This window comes from Streptomyces sp. NPDC093984 (genome assembly GCF_044764595.1).
GTDB lineage: Bacteria > Actinomycetota > Actinomycetes > Streptomycetales > Streptomycetaceae > Streptomyces > Streptomyces cynarae.
In genome coordinates this window covers 412,128-428,599 of sequence record NZ_JBIWIM010000003.1, presented here as the reverse complement: position 1 = coordinate 428,599, position 16,472 = coordinate 412,128, and the positions used below count along the sequence as shown (strand labels likewise).

Annotated in this window: 15 protein-coding genes; 5 read left to right on the top strand and 10 right to left on the bottom strand. The window is 72.0% G+C overall.

Annotation, left to right across the window (positions count from 1 at the left end):
• Nucleotides 1-144: 144 nt before the first annotated feature.
• Nucleotides 145-612, top strand: a complete 468-nt coding sequence (locus tag ACIRC0_RS14095; protein WP_403615609.1) for an RDD family protein — start codon at nt 145-147, stop codon at nt 610-612.
• An 87-nt stretch (nt 613-699) separates the two neighbouring features.
• On the opposite strand, the gene ACIRC0_RS14090 is transcribed toward ACIRC0_RS14095, so the two are convergent.
• The 4 genes from ACIRC0_RS14090 to lipB all read right to left on the bottom strand — a co-directional run bounded on the left by ACIRC0_RS14090 (nt 700) and on the right by lipB (nt 4,207).
• Nucleotides 700-1,401 carry a DUF4191 domain-containing protein gene (locus tag ACIRC0_RS14090; protein WP_403615607.1) on the bottom strand — a complete coding sequence of 234 codons (702 nt, stop codon included), beginning with the start codon at nt 1,399-1,401 and terminating at the stop codon, nt 700-702.
• Between the two features lie 179 nt (nt 1,402-1,580).
• Nucleotides 1,581-1,778 (bottom strand): hypothetical protein, encoded by a 198-nt coding sequence (locus ACIRC0_RS14085; RefSeq protein WP_103843610.1) that lies wholly within the window; start codon nt 1,776-1,778, stop codon nt 1,581-1,583.
• Nucleotides 1,779-2,055: 277 nt separating this feature from the next.
• Nucleotides 2,056-3,045, bottom strand: coding sequence for a lipoyl synthase (lipA, locus tag ACIRC0_RS14080; RefSeq protein ID WP_403615605.1), 990 nt, complete (start codon nt 3,043-3,045; stop codon nt 2,056-2,058).
• A gap of 364 nt (nt 3,046-3,409) precedes the next feature.
• Nucleotides 3,410-4,207, bottom strand: a complete 798-nt coding sequence (gene lipB / locus ACIRC0_RS14075; protein ID WP_403615602.1) for a lipoyl(octanoyl) transferase LipB — start codon at nt 4,205-4,207, stop codon at nt 3,410-3,412.
• Between the two features lie 243 nt (nt 4,208-4,450).
• Between lipB and ACIRC0_RS14070 the strand changes: the two genes are divergently transcribed.
• Nucleotides 4,451-5,887 carry a regulator gene (locus tag ACIRC0_RS14070; protein WP_403615599.1) on the top strand — a complete coding sequence of 479 codons (1,437 nt, stop codon included), beginning with the start codon at nt 4,451-4,453 and terminating at the stop codon, nt 5,885-5,887.
• Between the two features lie 14 nt (nt 5,888-5,901).
• Here ACIRC0_RS14070 and ACIRC0_RS14065 read toward each other — a convergent pair whose 3' ends face one another.
• Both ACIRC0_RS14065 and ACIRC0_RS14060 read right to left on the bottom strand, forming a co-directional pair.
• The gene (locus ACIRC0_RS14065; RefSeq protein WP_403615596.1) at nt 5,902-7,272 is read right to left on the bottom strand and encodes an NAD(P)/FAD-dependent oxidoreductase; all 1,371 of its coding nucleotides are present in this window, start codon (nt 7,270-7,272) and stop codon (nt 5,902-5,904) included.
• Between the two features lie 188 nt (nt 7,273-7,460).
• Nucleotides 7,461-8,363: a TIGR01777 family oxidoreductase gene (locus ACIRC0_RS14060; protein ID WP_403615594.1), complete on the bottom strand. Its 903-nt coding sequence runs from the start codon at nt 8,361-8,363 to the stop codon at nt 7,461-7,463.
• 71 nt (nt 8,364-8,434) lie between these two features.
• Here ACIRC0_RS14060 and ACIRC0_RS14055 point away from each other — a divergent pair, with 71 nt between their 5' ends.
• The gene (locus ACIRC0_RS14055; protein WP_403615592.1) at nt 8,435-8,923 is read left to right on the top strand and encodes a GNAT family N-acetyltransferase; all 489 of its coding nucleotides are present in this window, start codon (nt 8,435-8,437) and stop codon (nt 8,921-8,923) included.
• Nucleotides 8,924-8,963: 40 nt separating this feature from the next.
• On the opposite strand, the gene ACIRC0_RS14050 is transcribed toward ACIRC0_RS14055, so the two are convergent.
• A complete protein-coding gene (locus ACIRC0_RS14050) occupies nt 8,964-10,148 on the bottom strand; it encodes a MarP family serine protease (RefSeq protein ID WP_403615589.1) in 1,185 nt (394 codons plus the stop codon).
• A gap of 327 nt (nt 10,149-10,475) precedes the next feature.
• Here ACIRC0_RS14050 and ACIRC0_RS14045 point away from each other — a divergent pair, with 327 nt between their 5' ends.
• Both ACIRC0_RS14045 and ACIRC0_RS14040 read left to right on the top strand, forming a co-directional pair.
• Nucleotides 10,476-11,243 (top strand): peptidoglycan recognition protein, encoded by a 768-nt coding sequence (locus ACIRC0_RS14045; RefSeq protein ID WP_403615587.1) that lies wholly within the window; start codon nt 10,476-10,478, stop codon nt 11,241-11,243.
• 130 nt (nt 11,244-11,373) lie between these two features.
• Complete coding sequence (locus tag ACIRC0_RS14040; protein ID WP_403615584.1) at nt 11,374-11,631, top strand: hypothetical protein; 258 nt, start codon at nt 11,374-11,376, stop codon at nt 11,629-11,631.
• 2 nt (nt 11,632-11,633) lie between these two features.
• Here the strand turns inward: ACIRC0_RS14040 and ACIRC0_RS14035 are convergent, their stop codons facing one another.
• From ACIRC0_RS14035 to aceE, 3 genes are all read right to left on the bottom strand, one after another.
• Nucleotides 11,634-12,152, bottom strand: a complete 519-nt coding sequence (locus ACIRC0_RS14035) for a DUF4240 domain-containing protein (protein ID WP_403616486.1) — start codon at nt 12,150-12,152, stop codon at nt 11,634-11,636.
• A gap of 56 nt (nt 12,153-12,208) precedes the next feature.
• On the bottom strand, nt 12,209-13,213 hold the full coding sequence (locus tag ACIRC0_RS14030) for a helix-turn-helix transcriptional regulator (RefSeq protein WP_403615581.1): 1,005 nt from the start codon (nt 13,211-13,213) through the stop codon (nt 12,209-12,211).
• Between the two features lie 77 nt (nt 13,214-13,290).
• Nucleotides 13,291-15,993 carry a pyruvate dehydrogenase (acetyl-transferring), homodimeric type gene (gene aceE, locus ACIRC0_RS14025; RefSeq protein WP_403615578.1) on the bottom strand — a complete coding sequence of 901 codons (2,703 nt, stop codon included), beginning with the start codon at nt 15,991-15,993 and terminating at the stop codon, nt 13,291-13,293.
• Between the last annotated feature and the right edge of the window lie 479 nt (nt 15,994-16,472).

The following is a 16,472-nucleotide window of genomic DNA, read 5'->3' as shown; positions in this document are numbered from 1 at the left end:
CCAGTGCGGTGGCACACGCTGCAGCCGACCATAGGGACGGGCGGTTTCTCAGGCGTGACCCATTTGTTTCTCCCAGGTTAACCAGCTCGCGCCTGAGTGACCCCGGACCCCGGCCCGCCAAATCGGGAGCGATACCGTGGACGGGTGGACAACAGGCAAGCAATCGGATCGTGGCTCTCCGGTCCCCGCGCGGCCATGGAGGAAGCCGGGGCGGACCTCGGATACCGCGGGGAGCAGCTCGGTCTGCCGGAGCAGGGACCGGGCTCGATCGCCCGCCCGGGCCGGCGCCTCGGCGCCCTCGCCGTCGACTGGGGCCTGTGCGTCTTGATCGCATACGGTTTGATCACCCACGGCTACGAGCCGGCCACGAGCAACTGGGCGCTGCTCGTCTTCTTCGTGCTCGGCGTCCTCACGGTCGGCACGATCGGCTTCACCCCCGGCAAGCGCCTCTTCGGCCTGCGGGTGGTGGCCCTGGGCACGGGCCGGGTGTCGCCCCTGCGCGCGGTGCTCCGCACGCTCCTGCTGTGCCTGGCCGTTCCGCCGCTGATCTGGGACCGGGACGGCAGGGGGCTGCACGACCGGATGGCGGGGACGGTCGAGGTCAGGACCTGAGGTTCCTCCCGGGCCCGAAAACGCCGATCGGCCGTCCACGACATGACGTCTGTGGACGGCCGATCGACGCGATCTCGGCTTGTCGGCTCATCGGCCCTTCGGGCCACCTCGCGGCATCCGCATCCCCTTCGGCAGGGGCCCCTTCGGCAGCGGCATGTTGCTCATCAGATCACCGAGGGCCCGCAGCCGGTCGTTCGTGGCCGTCACCTGGGGACCGGTGAGCACCCGCGGGAGCTTCAGCATCGTCGTGCGCAGCTTCTTCAGCTCGACCTGACCCTCACCGGTGCCCACGACCAGGTCGTGCACCGGCACGTCCGCGACGATGCGCGCCATCTTCTTCTTCTCGGCGGCGAGCAGGCTCTTGACCCGGTTCGGGTTGCCCTCGGCGACCAGGACGATGCCGGCCTTGCCGACCGCGCGGTGCACCACGTCCTGGTTGCGGTTCATCGCGACCGCCGGGGTGGTGGTCCAGCCGCGGCCGATGTTGTCCAGGACCGCCGCTGCGGCGCCCGGCTGGCCCTCCATCTGGCCGAAGGCGGCGCGCTCTGCCCGGCGTCCGAAGACGATCGCCATCGCGAGGAAGGCGAGCAGGAGGCCCAGGATGCCGAGATAGATGGGGTGGCCGATCAAGAAACCGATCGCGAGGAAGACACCGAAGGTGATGATTCCGACAGCCGCGAGTACAAGACCGATCTTCGGATCGGCCTTGCGGGTCATCTTGTAGGTCAGGGCGATCTGCTTCAGTCGCCCGGCGTTCGCAGCGTCCGCTGCAGGTTCCTTCCTCGCCATGCCACGCAGTCTACGTGGCCCGGGAAGCGGCTACGACGGCAGTGCCGGGTGGAGCGGGTGCGAAGCGGTGCGGAGCGGTGGGGACGCTCCCGTGCGCCGGGGAGGTGCCACGTGGCGGCCGTGAGCGGGACCGCGTGGCTGTTTACGGGCGGGCGGTGCGCCGCGGCCTGGACCGGCAGTTACGAGCGGGACGCCGCGGCCTCGAGGACGCGCTCGGCCTCGACCCGGTCCTTGGCGCGGCGGCGGTCCTCCAGGACGGAGGTCCAGGCGTTGCGACGGGCGGTCCGCTGGCCACCGCTCATGAGCAGCGACTCGATGGCACGGAGTGCATCGGTGAACGACGGAATCGCGTTGGCACGTACGGGTGCGGCCTGCATGGTGGAGGTCCCCTTGGGGTCGGCGGCTCGTGGCCTAGGTGCTACCGGGCGTAAAGCCAGGCTCACTGATTGGTGTTACCAGGACGTGACCGACCGGTCAAACGCCAATGAAGCCTTGCTGCGCAGCGCGAAAAGCCGAACGCGGCCCCGACGGTGCCCGCTAGCTGCGGGGACGGTCGGGACCGCGTCAATCGGCCACTACCCGGCGGTAGCCGCTTGTGTGCGGATTCACACACGGGAAGTGGCACGGGGTGCCAGGGCCGGGGTGACGACTGGGTCAGACGGCCTGGGCGGCGACGTATGTGCCGCCCTGCCGCGGAGCATCTGCCTGACGCTGCTCGACGGCCATCCGGTAGAGCCGCCCGGCGCGGTACGAGGAGCGCACGAGCGGACCGGACATGACGCCGGAGAAGCCGATCTGCTCGGCCTCCTCCTTCAGCTCCACGAACTCCTGCGGCTTCACCCAGCGCTCCACGGGGTGGTGGCGGACGCTCGGGCGCAGGTACTGGGTGATGGTGACCAGTTCGCAGCCGGCGTCGTGCAGGTGGCGCAGAGCCTCGCTGACCTCCTCGCGGGTCTCGCCCATGCCGAGGATCAGGTTCGACTTCGTCACCAGGCCGTAGTCGCGGGCCGCGGTGATCACCTTGAGGGAGCGCTCGTAGCGGAAGCCGGGGCGGATGCGCTTGAAGATCCGCGGGACGGTCTCGATGTTGTGGGCGAAGACCTCGGGGCGGGAGGAGAAGACCTCCTGGAGCTGCTCCGGGATCGCGTTGAAGTCGGGGGCGAGGAGCTCGACCTTCGTACGGCCGCCCTCCCGGTCCGCCGTCTGCTGGTGGATCTGCCGCACGGTCTCGGCGTACAGCCAGGCGCCGCCGTCCTCCAGGTCGTCGCGGGCGACGCCGGTGATGGTGGCGTAGTTCAGGTCCATGGTGACCACGGACTCACCGACGCGGCGCGGTTCGTCGCGGTCGAGGGCCTCGGGCTTGCCGGTGTCGATCTGGCAGAAGTCGCAGCGGCGCGTGCACTGGTCGCCGCCGATGAGGAAGGTGGCCTCGCGGTCCTCCCAGCACTCGTAGATGTTCGGGCAGCCGGCTTCCTGGCAGACCGTGTGCAGCCCCTCGCTCTTCACGAGGTTCTGCATCTTCGTGTACTCGGGACCCATTTTCGCCCGGGTCTTGATCCACTCGGGCTTGCGCTCGATGGGGGTCTGGCTGTTGCGGACCTCCAGGCGCAGCAACTTGCGTCCGTCGGGTGCGACTGCGGACACGTCGGCTCCCTGTAGCTTCGATTCTTCGGCGTACACCAGGGTACGCCCGTGGTTGTCTGCCCCCGCGTTGAGGCCAACCTGGGGGCCTTGGGGTGCATTCCCCTGCCGTGGTGCACGGGTTTTTTCGCCCCCGCCGCCCCTACCCTTCCCGTCCGGGGGCTGCCGCCCCAGACCCCGCTTCGGCCTGAACGGCCTCGTCCTCAAACTCCCCCAAGCTCTTCGAGCAGGGGGGACCCCCGGACGAGCTGAAAGTCGGCCCCCGAGCGGGGTCCGGGGCGGAGCCCCGGCGGGGTCGAAGGGGCGGAGCCCCTGGAGGACGGGAAGGGTAGGGGCGGCGGGGGCGGAACACACCCCCGGCGGTCCCTCACGCCGACGCCCGCTCGACCTCCCGCGGCTTCAGCTCCGCGTTCTCCAGCACGTCCCGCAGGTGCCGCTCCACCACCGGCAGCACCTCCTCGATCGTCACGTCCCGGCCCAGCTCGTTGGCCAGGGAGGTGACCCCCGCGTCCCGGATCCCGCACGGGATGATCTTGTCGAACCACGCGTTGTCCGGGTTCACGTTCAGCGCGAAGCCGTGCATCGTGACACCCTTGGCGACGCGGATGCCGATCGCCGCGATCTTGCGGTCCTCCCGCCGCTGCCCCGCGTTGGACGGCGCGTACTCCGGGCCGTTCAGCCGCGGGTCGAACTCCTCGTCGTGCAGGCGCGGGTCGAAGTCCAGGGAGAGGCCGCCCAGGGAGGGGCGCTGGTCGACCGGGTCCCCGAGGACCCAGACCCCGCTCCGGCCCTCCACCCGAGTCGTCTCCAGGCCGAACTCCGCACACGTGCGGATCAGGGCCTCCTCCAGACGCCGTACGTGGGCCACCACGTCCACCGGGCGCGGGAGCTTCTGGATCGGGTAGCCCACCAGCTGGCCCGGGCCGTGCCAGGTGATCTTGCCGCCGCGGTCCACGTCGATGACCGGCGTGCCGTCCAGGGGCCGCTCCTCGGGCGCCGTGCGCCGGCCCGCCGTATAGACCGGAGGGTGCTCCAGGAGCAGGCAGGTGTCCGGGATCTCGTCCGCGAAGCGGGCGGCGTGCAGCCGGCGCTGCTCGTCCCACGCCTCCTGGTAGTCGACGGCATCGGTCCCGAACCCCATACGGACGAACCGCAACTCACTCACGGCAAGCGCCTCCCTAGAAGCCTCGTAAGGCGCGAAACGCGCCCACGCCACTGTACGTCCGGCCCGGAGCAAGAGTGCCGCCCGGGCCACCGTCAGCTCGACCCAGCAATCCTCACACGATCGGATGAATGGGTACCGAAGACTGCGATCGTCCGCTCACTCTCCGCTACATTCACGCCGTCCACCAGGCCATAAGGGCTGCTCACAGACGATTTCAGTGGCAGGCAGGAGACCGCACCGCAGATGACGGAACGACCCGCGCAGCGCACCCCCAACCGACAGCTCGCCGCGCTCATCGCAGAAGCGGGGTTCTCCAACGCAGGTCTCGCCCGTCGCGTCGACCAGCTGGGCCTCGAACACGGGCTTGATCTGAGATACGACAAGACGTCCGTGACGCGCTGGCTGCGCGGGCAGCAGCCGCGCGGCACCACCCCGGCGCTGATCGCGGAGGTGTTCACCCGCAGACTCGGACGCCGGCTCACCGCCCAGGACCTCGGGCTCGACGCCTGCGCCCCGGTGTACGCGGGGCTGGAGTTCGCCGCCACCCCGGAGGAGGCCGTCGACATCGTCAGCGGCCTGTGGCGCAAGGACTCCGGCAGCCACGCCGAGCTCCGGAAGATCGCGTTCACGCCCGCCGGGCTTGTCGTCCCCAGCCGCGACTGGCTGATCGGGCGCCCGGACGACAAGGTGGCCCGAGGCGAGGGCGCCCCCCGCGTCCCCGCCCAGGGCCGCCCCACAGTGCCCCGGCAGCGCGGCCAGTCCGAGCGCGGCCCCGGCCAGAAGGTCACCGGCGGAGACATCGCCGCCCTGCGCTCGGTCTGCGAGCTGTTCCGCGCCCTCGACAACGCCTACGGCGGCGGCCACGCCCGCCAGGCCCTCGTGCGCTACCTGGAGCACGAGGCCGAGCCGATGCTCCGCGGCACCTACGGCGAGCAGACCGGCCGCCGGCTGTTCGCGGCCGCCGCCGATCTGACCCGGCTCGCCGGCTGGACGTCGTACGACATCGGCGCGCACGGCCTCGCCCAGCGCTACTTCGTCCAGGCGCTCCGGCTCGCCCAGGCTGCCGGGGACCGGATGTACGGGGCGTACGTGCTGGTCACGATGAGCCGCCAGGCCGTCTACCTCGGCCACGGCCGTGAAGCCGTGCAGCTCGCGCGTGTGGCGCAGCAGGGTGTCGGCACCTCGGCGCCGCCCGTCGTGCAGGCGCTGCTGCACGCCGTGGAGGCGCGCGGGCACGGCGTGCTCGGCGAGGTGCGCGCCTGTACGTCCTCCCTCGTACGGGCCGAGCGCGCGCTGGAGTCCGCCCGGCCCGGCGACGAACTCCCGCACTGGGCGCGGTTCTTCGACGAGGCACAGCTCGCCGACGAGTTCGGGCACTGCCACCGGGACCTCCAGCAGTACCGGGCCGCCATCCAGCACGCCGAGCGCTCGCTGCAGCTGCGGGCACCCGGCTACGCCCGCAGCCGGCTGTTCTGCCGGGTCGTGCTCGCCACGGCGCGGCTCGGCCTCGGCGAGCTGGACCAGGCGTGCCAGCTCGCGGCCGAGGCCGCGGGGCAGGCGGCGGAGATGCGGTCGGTGCGGGCGACGGAGTACGTACGGGACTTCGAGCGCCGCCTGGAGCCGTACAAGGACGCCGCCCCCGTGCGCGGCTACCGCGACAAGGTCGCCGCCCTGCACTGACTCCAGGGGGCCGCTCAGGCCGCCGTCGGCAGCGGGTCCGCCAGCTTGGTCGGACCCGTGCCCAGGTCCCTCAGGACCGCGGAGGCGGCCCGGTGACCCGAGTGCAGTGCCCCCTGCACCGTGCCCGTGTCCCGGTGGTCGCCGCACACATACAGACCGGCCAGCAGCCGCACCGGCCGGCGTACGTCGTGTGGCGGCCGCATCACCGGGACGGCCCGCGCGGTGTGGTGCACGGCGAGCGTCTCCCACCGCGTGGTCGAGGTGCCGTACAGACGGGTCAGATGGGCGCGCACCGCGCCGTCGACGTCCTCAGGCGGCGCGCCGAGGACGGTGGAGGAGACCAGGGGCCGGCCCGCGGGCGCCCGGGACGGGTCCACCAGGCTGACCACCGCCGTGTGCGCCACCGGGCCGCCGCGGTCCGCGTCGAGGAGCAGTGACGCGCCGGTCGGCGGCGGCTCGTCCATGGTGTGGTGCACGACCGTGACGGGGTGGAAGTCGGGCACGCGCAGCCCGGGCAGCAACTCGGCGGCGGAATGCGCGTCGGTGGCCAACAGCACGGCGCGGCAGCGGAATTCACCGTGCTCCGCGGTGGTGACCGAGGTGGTGGAGATCGAGGTGGCGCGCACTCCCGTGTGCACCGTGCCCGGCGGCAGCGCCTGCGCCAGCAGTTCGGGCAGCACCTCGGCGCCGCCCTCCGGCAGGCACAGCCGGCCGCTGGCGAAGGCGCGCAGCGCGAGGTCGGCGGCGCGGCTCGACATGCCGAGCTCCGGGTCGCACAACAGCGCGGCCAGCAGCGGACGCAAAAAGCCCTCGACCGTGCGGGCGGGCATCCCACGGGCAGCGAGCGCGCGCCCGGCGGTCGACTCGGGCCGCGCAAGCAGCCGTTCCACGGGGGTCGCGGCCATCCGGGCCAGTGCCGCGTTGAGCCGCGCCTGGTCCACGGCACCGCCGAGCGGGGCAGGGGATCCCGCCGCCCTCGGCCGGACGGCCCGCACGCCGGCCGTTCCGCTCCCCGAGCGGGGCGCACCGGCGAGAGCGCGAACGGCGTTGAGCGCTCCCCGTGCGCCCCCTGCCATCGGAAGAGCGCCCGCGCGCCGGTGGCGGCCGCCGCTGTGCACCAGGACGCCCGGCGCGAAGGGCCGCAGGACGAGCGCGTCCAGCCCGGGGGTCAGGCCAAGTTCGGGATACGACGTGGACAGGAGCTGTCCGACGCGGTCGAGCCGGAAGCCGTCGACCTTCTCGGTCGACATCCGGCCGCCCACACCATGGGCGGCCTCCAGGACGGTGGTACTCACTCCTGCGCTGGTCAGCCGGTGGGCCGCCGCGAGGCCCGCCACCCCGGCCCCCACGATGACGACGTCCGCCTGATACACGGGCTTCAACACGTGCCCCTCCTCGAGGTTGCGCGGTCGGCGAAGACGTCATGCCCGCGACCGGCTTCAGGAATACCCGAGTTCTGCTCGAGGGTAGGGCCGCGCACGGTCAAGTGAAGTCGCGCATCAACAGAGCACGGTCGCACAGCGGTCGCATGTGGTCGAACACGAAAGGTTCCGTCCGTCGGCCCGCCGTCCGGTCACCGCCTGAGCGCCGCCCGCAGCGCCTCCTCGATCTCGGGGAACGTGAACGAGAACCCCGACTCCAGCAGCCGCTTGGGCACCACCCGTGCACTGCCGAGCACATCCCCGGCCATCTCGCCGAGCGCGAGCCGCAGTGCGGGCGCGGGCACCGAGAAGAGCGTCGGCCGGTGCAGCACCCGCCCCATCGCCGCCGTGATCTCACGGTTCGTCAGCGGCTCGGGAGCCGTCAGGTTGAACGGCCCGGACAGCCCGTCCGTGCCCAGGAGATGACGGATCGCCGCCACCTCGTCGTACAGCGAGATGAACGACCAGTACTGGCGCCCGTCTCCCATCCGCCCGCCGAGCCCCGCCCGGAAGAGGGGGAACAGCCGGCCCCAGGCGCCGCCTTCACGCGCCACCACCAGTCCCGTGCGCAGGATCACCGTCCGCACGCCCGCCTCCCGCGCGGGATCCGTCGCCTCCTCCCACTCCACGCACATCCGGGACAGGAAGCCGTCACCGGGCGGGGCCTCCTCGTCGACCACCCGGTCCCCGGTCTCGCCGTAGTAGCCGATCGCGCTCGCGTTCACCAGGACACGCGGCGGTTCGGGCAGGGAGGCGACGGCCTCCGCCAGGGCCGCCGTGCCGAGCACCCTGCTGTCCCGCAGCGTCTTCCTGTACGCGTCAGTCCAGCGGTGGTCGCCGACACCGGCCCCGGCGAGGTTGACCACCGCGTCGCACCCGGCCAGCCCGGCCGTGTCCACGTACTGCCCCTCCGGATCCCAGCAGACCTCGTGCTCGTCCCGGGCGGCGCGACGCACCAGGCGCACCACCTCGTGCCCCTCCGCGACCAGCGACCGGACCAGGGCACTGCCGATGAGACCGGACGCGCCGGCCACGGCGATCCTTGAAGATTCCATGAAATCCATCCTGCCCGTCGCCGTCCAAAACCCCGGTCAGGACATGCGTACCCCGCCGTACAGTGACCTTCATGCCCGCTGCGTACATACGGCTCGCCCGCCCCGACGACGAGGAGGCGCTCGGCCGGCTCGACCGGGAGACCTGGTCCCCGCTGCACGCCGTCCAGCCCCGCCCCCAGCCGCCGTACAAGCCCTTCTACAACGAGCGGTTCGGACCGCGGGACCACCTCGTCGCGGAACTCGACGGCACCCTCGTCGGCTACATCCGGCTCGGGTTCCCGACCTCGCTCGCGTGCAACTCCCACGTACGGCAGATCCAGGGCCTGGCCGTCGCCGAGCAGGCGCGCGGCGCAGGCGTCGGCCGGGCGTTGCTGCGGGCCGCCCAGGACGAGGCCCGCCGCCGCGGCGCCCGCCGCATCACCCTGCGCGTCCTCGGCCACAACACCCCCGCCCGGGGGCTCTACGAGTCCGAGGGTTTCGTGGTGGAGGGCGTCCTGCCCGAGGAGTTCCTGATCGAGGGCGAGTACGTCGACGACGTGTTCATGGGCCGCTTTCTGTGACACCCACGGGCTCAGGGGTCCATGCAGTGCAAGGACCCCCTCAGGACGTGACGAGCTCGCCCGTGTCCACGGGTGTCGTGGCGTTCGCCGCCCGCTGGGCGTCGCCCGCCACCTCGTTCGCCGTCAGGACGTACCCCGTCTCCTGGTCGGAAGTGGACCGGGCGAACACCACGCCGTACACCTCGCCGTCGGTGGTGAGCAGCGGGCCGCCGGAGTTGCCCGGCAGGACCGTGGAGCGGATGGAGTAGATCTCCCGCGTGACGGTGTCCGTGTTGTAGATGTTCTGACCCGTCGCCTGGATCTTGTTCGCGACGGTGGCGGCCCGCAGCGTCAGGTCGCCGTCCTGCGGATAGCCCGCGACCACGGCCGCGTCACCGCGTCCGGCGTCGCCGTCGAAGCGCAGCACCGGCGCCCGCAGATCCGGCACGTACAGCACGGCCACGTCCCGGTCGGGGTCGAAGAGCACCACCCGGGCGGCGTACGCCGGACCGACACCGCCGACGCGCACGGTCGGGTGGTCGATGCCGGCCACCACGTGGGCGTTGGTCATCACATGCCGCGCCGCGTACACGAAGCCGCTGCCCTCGCGGCCCTGGAGGCCCGAGGCGCCCTCGATCTTGACCGTGCTGAGCTTGGCGGCGTTCGTCGCGCTCGGCGTGACGTTGTCCCCGGAGGGCTTGGCCACCCCCGCCGTCGGCTCGTTCTCGAAGGGGTTGAAGACCTGCGGGAAGCCGGCCTGGGTGAGCGCGGAGGTGGCGCGCGAGAACCAGGTGGGGGTGGTGTCCGGCATCACGTTCTGCACGGCGCCCAGCAGCCGTGAGTCCCGGATCGCCTCCGTGACCAGTGGCGAGGAGGAGGCGCCGAGGACGCTCGCGGCCACCCACGCCACGATCAGCACCGACAGCGAGTTCGCCGCCGCCCCGCCGATCCCGTCGGCCACCCTGAGCGGCCCGTGGTCCAGCTCGCGCCGCAGCTTCAGCGCGAGCCGGCCCGCCAGCTCGTGGCCGATCGCCGCCGGGACCAGCACCGTGAACACCGCCGTCACCGTGGCCGCGGTCGTCCCCCGCGTCACCAGATGCATCACCCAGGGCAGGATCCACACGCCGACGACGGCGCCGCCCACGAAACCGGCCAGGGAGACACAGCCGGCCACCAGTCCGCGCCGGTAGCCGGACGCCGCGTAGGCCAGGATGACCAGCATCAGAAGGATGTCGAGCAGGTCCACGAAGCCGCCTTTCTCTTGGACCCCTTAGTACGCGCAGCGGGGTCCCGGTGATCAGCCCCACGCACGCGGCGCGCGGAAACGGGCCCCGCGCGCCGACCTGCGCTGCACCACCCGGGGGAGCACCTCCGGACCGCCGGCCGGGTGTGGTGGCCCGGGCGACCCGCGCGGCGCGCACTGGTGAAAACGTCCTGGACCGGGACGATGGTTCCACCGGGTGGCACACCACACATCGCGGGCGCCACGGAGGGGATGGACAGTGGGTCCATGCGTGTCTTCCGAAGAGCACGAAGGAGCAGGAAAAGACGCCCGCTCCGTTCGCTCCGTTCGGTGCGGATCTCGGGCGTCGTCCTGCTGCTGGTCGGCTGTACGCCCGGACTCACCGCCGGTGCCGCGCTGCTGATCGGGACGTTGAGTGCCGAAGCCCCGGTCGAGGTACGGCGCCCGCGGCCGGTCGGCGCCCGCTCCGCCGTCCTGCACACGGCCCCCAGGCCGCGCATCCTGCCGCGGTCGGCCTGGGCGCAGGCGGAGGAAGGCGCGGGGAGCCGGCCGGCGCCGCGCTACGACGACAAGGTCGTCGCCGTCTTCGTGCACCACACCGCCTCGCCCAACCAGTACGACTGCGCCGACACGCCCCGCATCATCCGGGCGCTGTACGCGGGCCAGATCGGCAACCGCCGCTGGGACGACATCGGCTACAACTTCCTGGTCGACCGCTGCGGCACGATCTACGAGGGCCGTTCGGGCGGCGTCGAACGCCCCGTCACCGGCGCCCACACCCAGGGCTTCAACCACCGCACCTCGGGCATCGCCGCCATCGGCACCTTCTCCCAGGGCGTGTCCGTGCCCCGGGCGATGACCGACGCGATCGCCGCCCTGGCCGCATGGAAGCTGGGCCTCGCGGACATCGACCCGCGCGGCAGGGTCAAGCTGGTCTCCAGCAACGGCCAGAGCCGGTACCAGGAGGGCAAGACCGCCCTCCTGCCCGCCCTCGCCGGCCACAACGACGGCTATATGACCAACTGCCCCGGCGCGGCCCTCACCGCCCTGCTCCCGTCGATCAGACAGAAGGCGGCCCACCTCCAGGGCAGGAAGTGAGGGCCCGTCATGGCCCCGTGCCCCGCACCGCCCGTGGCCGCGGTCCACAGCGACGCCACAGGTCGTCCGCAGGGTCCTGAGAACCCGGCGGCCTACGGTTGCGGCAACAGCCGAACCGGAGGTGTGGATCATGAGCAGCAGCAGTACGGAGACGAAGAGGACGAGCACCTGGGCGGGGGCCGCGCGCAACCCGTGGACGGTGCTCTGCGCGGTCGCGGCGGTCGTCCTCGGCCCGGCTGCGGCCACGGCGTCCGCCCTCGACCAGGCCAACAGGGCGCCGCTCCACCACGCGGCGAACCCCGGACGGGCGCCGCACCCCCACCTCCCGGGCGCCGGTCAGGCACAGGCTTACCTGCCCTCGGAGGCCACCCGCCGACGCGCGGCATAGCCTCAGGCCCGGAAACGGTCCCACAGTCTCGGGTAGCGCTCGGCCAGCACGGACTCGTTCTCCAGGTCGAACGGCGTGCCCTCCGGCTCCGCGGGCGCGGGCGGGATGCCCAGGTCGGGCGTCTCGGTGCCGGTGAGCTGTTCGTACGCCTCGTCCGCCGCGTAGCCGAGTTCCTCTCCGTCGCCGTCGATCTCCTCGTCGAACTCCTCCAGCAGGTCGGCGAGCGAGTCGGGATCGTGCAGGGCGCCCTCGAAGACATGCCGGCCCTGGCCGATCAGCCAGCACCGGAAGGAGTCGAACGCGTCGTCGCTGGCCCCGTCGAGCAGCACCCAGGCGGCACCCCACAGGTCCCAGCGGTAGGAGCGGTTGAACCGGGACTCGAAGTGCCGGGCGAAGTCCACGACCGACTCCGGGTCCAGTTGCAGGAGCCGCTCGACCAGCACGTCGGCCTGTTCCTCGGGGTCGCCCTCGGCGGCCTCGCGGCTCGCGTCCACCAGCTCCCAGAACTCCATCTCGTCCATCACGGGACCAGCATCGGCCTTCGGCGCAACGGGCGCACGCGGAGTGCGCCGGGACGTCAGGTGGCGTAGAGCCCCGCGAGCCGCCGAGCGTCGCTCGCGAAACGCGCCCGCAGCCCCTCGGGCGACAGCACCTCGACCTCCGGGCCGAGCGCCGTGAGCTGGGTGTGCGCGACCTCCTCGGACTCCACCGGCAGGGTCGCCGTCACCCGACCGCGCTCGTCCGGGGCGCCCGCGTCCCGCAGCGCCTCCCGAGCCGCGGCGTGGCCGACGGCGTACGGCAGTCTTCTCACGCCGTCCTCGGACAGCCGCACCACGACCTCGGACCGCAGGATGGACCGCGCGAACTGCTCGGCGCGCTCCGCCCAGAAGGCGGGCAGGTCGAACTCCTCGTCGCGGGCGAACCGTTCCCCGCCCACGTCCACGGCCGTGAAGCGGTCGATGCGGTACACCCGGAAGGGGCCGTGCCCCGCGTCCTGCGCAGCGCGCCCCCGCGGCTCGCCGACCCGCGCGCACAGGTACCAGACGCCCGCCTTCAGCACGAGCCCGTAGGGCTCCAGTTCGCGCTCCACCACGTCCTCGCCGCGCCGGTAGCGCGCGGTGACCGGCCGGTCGTCCCACACGGCGTCCGCGACCGCCGGGAGCAGGGCGGGCGTCTCGGGCTCCTTGAACCAGTCGGGCGCGTCCAGATGGAACCGCTGCGCCGCCGTGCGCGGCGCGTCGCGCAGCGAGGGGAGGAGGGCCGCCGACACCTTCAGACGGGCCGCCGAGGCCGCGTCCTGAAGACCCATCTCGCGCAGCGCGCCCGGCACGCCGCTCAGGAACAGCGCCTCGGCCTCGCTGCGGGCGAGACCGGTAAGCCGGGTGCGGTACCCGCCGACCAGGCGGTAGCCGCCGATCCGCCCCCGGTCCGCGTACACCGGGATCCCCGCCTCCGACAGCGCCTGAGCGTCCCGGGTGACGGTCCGCTCGGACACCTCCAGCTCCTTCGCCAGCTCGGCGGCGGTCATGGAGGGCCGGGCCTGGAGCAGCAGCACCATTTTGATCAGACGGGCGGCACGCATGGGTTCATCATGCCGGGGGGCACTGACAGGGAAGGGGTACGGCGGGACCGCCGTACCCCTTCACCGGACTCGAGCCCTTACAGGCCGTACTTCTCGCGGGCCTCCTTCACGGCCGTCGCCTTGACCTCGCTGCGCTTCGCGAGCTGGGCGAGGGCCGCGACCACGATCGACTCGGCGTCGACGCCGAAGTGGCGGCGGGCCGCCTCACGGGTGTCCGAGAGGCCGAAGCCGTCGGCGCCGAGCGAGGACCAGTCCTGCTCCACCCACTGCGCGATCTGGTCCGGGACCTGGCGCATGTAGTCGGAGACGGCCAGCACCGGGCCCTCGGCGCCCTGGAGCACCTGGCGTACGTACGGTACCCGCTCCTCGCCACGCAGCAGGGCCGCGTCGGCCTCCAGGGCGTCGCGCCGCAGCTCGGTCCAGGAGGTCGCCGACCACACGTCCGCGGCCACGCCCCACTCCTCGGCGAGCAGCTTCTGCGCCTTCAGCGCCCAGTGGATCGCCGTACCGGAGCCCAGCAGCTGGATGCGCGGGGCGTTGGCGACCGGGGCCAGGCCCGCGGACTCCGCCGTGTTGAAGCGGTACAGGCCCTTGACGATGCCCTCGTCGACGCCCGGGGCGGCGGGCTTCGCGGGCTGCGGCAGCGGCTCGTTGTATACGGTCAGGTAGTAGAAGACGTCCTGGTCCTCACCCGGCGCCGCCTCGCCGTACATACGGCGCAGACCGTCCTTGACGATGACCGCGATCTCGTAGGCGAACGCCGGGTCGTAGGTCAGCGCCGCCGGGTTGGTCGCGGCGATGACGGGGGAGTGGCCGTCCGCGTGCTGCAGACCCTCACCGGTCAGCGTGGTACGGCCGGCCGTGGCGCCGACGAGGAAGCCGCGGCCGAGCTGGTCGCCGAGCTGCCACATCTGGTCGGCCGTGCGCTGCCAGCCGAACATCGAGTAGAAGATGTAGAACGGGATCATCGCCTCGCCGTGCGTCGCGTACGACGTCGAAGCGGCGATGAAGTCGGCCATCGAACCGGCCTCGGTGATCCCCTCGTTGAGGATCTGGCCGTTCTTGGCCTCCTTGTAGTACATCAGCTGGTCGCGGTCGACCGGCTCGTACGTCTGGCCCTTGGGGGAGTAGATGCCGAGGGACGGGAACAGCGACTCCATGCCGAAGGTGCGCGCCTCGTCCGGGACGATCGGCACCCAGCGCCTGCCCGTCTCCTTGTCGCGGACCAGGTCCTTGACCAGACGGACGAACGCCATGGTCGTGGCCACGTTCTGGGAGCCGGAGCCCTTGTCGAAGGCGGCGAACGCCTTCTCGGCGGGCGCGGGCAGCGGAGCGACCGGGTGGACGCGGCGGGCCGGGGCCGGGCCGCCGAGGGCCGCGCGGCGCTCCTGGAGGTAGCGGACCTCGGGGGAGTCGGCGCCGGGGTGGCCGTAGGGGACCACGCCGTCGACGAAGTCGCTGTCCTTGATCGGCAGGCCGAGGCGGTCGCGCATCGCCTTGAACTCGTCCACCGTCAGCTTCTTCATCTGGTGGTTGGCGTTCTTCGACGCGAAGCCCTCACCGAGCGTGTGGCCCTTGACCGTCTGGGCCAGGATCACCGTCGGCGCGCCCTTGTGCTCCAGGGCGGCCTTGTACGCGGCGTAGACCTTGCGCGCCTCGTGACCACCGCGGGAGAAGTGGAAGCACTCGATGATCTTGTCGTCGCTCAGCAGCTTCGCCATCTCGGCGAGCGCCGGGTCCTTGCCGAAGAAGTCCTCGCGGATGTAGGCGGCGTCGCGGGTCTGGTACGTCTGGACCTGCGCGTCCGGCACCTCGCGCAGGCGGCGTACGAGCGCGCCCGTGGTGTCGAGGGCGAACAGCTCGTCCCAGGCGGTGCCCCACAGCGTCTTGACGACGTTCCAGCCCGCGCCGCGGAACTGGGCCTCCAGCTCCTGCACGATCTTGAAGTTGGCGCGCACCGGGCCGTCGAGGCGCTGCAGGTTGCAGTTGATGACGAAGGTGAGGTTGTCCAGCTCCTCACGGGCGGCGAGCGCGAGGGCCGCCGTCGACTCCGGCTCGTCCATCTCGCCGTCGCCGAGGAACGCCCACACGTGCGAGGACGAGACGTCCTTGATGCCGCGGCTGGTGAGGTAGCGGTTGAAGCGCGCCTGGTAGATCGCGGAGAGCGGGCCGAGGCCCATCGACACCGTCGGGAACTCCCACAGCCAGGGCAGGCGGCGCGGGTGCGGGTAGGAGGGCAGGCCGTTGCCGCCGGCCTCCTGGCGGAAGTTGTCCAGGTGCTGCTCGGTCAGGCGGCCGTCGAGGAAGGCGCGGGCGTAGATGCCGGGGGAGGCGTGGCCCTGGATGTAGAGCTGGTCGCCCGAGCCGTCGCCCTCCTTGCCCTTGAAGAAGTGGTTGAAGCCGGTCTCGTACAGCCAGGCGGCGGAGGCGAAGGTGGCGATGTGGCCGCCGACGCCGTGTTTGCTGCCGCGGGTCACCATGGCCGCCGCGTTCCAGCGGTTCCAGGCGGTGATCCGGGCCTCCATCTCCTCGTCACCGGGCACGGACGGCTCGGCGGCGGTGGGGATGGAGTTGACGTAGTCGGTCTCGAGGAGCTTCGGCAGCGCGATGCCGGTCCCCTCGGCGCGCTCCAGCGTGCGGCGCATCAGGTACGCGGCACGGTGCGGCCCGGCCGCCTTGGCGACGGCGTCCAGGGAGGCCTGCCATTCGGCGGTCTCCTCGGGGTCGCGGTCCGGGAGCTGGTCGAGCTCGCTCGGCTGGATGGCCTGGGGGTCGGTCATGTCGCCGCCTTCCTCAGTCGAAGGGGGTTCCCTCATCGGTAAGGGTCAGGGGTGCCCTTGGTCTTTGGCAGGACAGGGCGTGGGCTCCGGTGAGAGTCCACCGGGGACTCTAACTCCCTGATCGATGATCGATCAAAGGGGTGAGGGGCAAAACCTCTTGATCACGAGAAAGTCGGCACGGGGTGCCTCCGTCGGTGGCACCGGGTGACGCTCCCGCCCGCGGTTTTTGCAGGTCGGGGCGCGTCTGAGCGGGGCTCTGCTCTCGTGTTCGAGGAGGTTCGGGGCTCTGCTCTCGTGTCCGAGGAGGTTTCCGGTTGCCGGGTGCGGGCAGTTCGACAGCGCCGATCGCCGCGGTGGGGGCTGATCGCCGTTGCGCCGGAGAGAGTTGAGCCGCGTTCGTCCGTGGCCGCGGCGGATGGCAGGCGGTCCGGCGAGTGCGGGGGCCTGCAGGCGGTCCGGGGAGTGCGGGGGCCTGAACC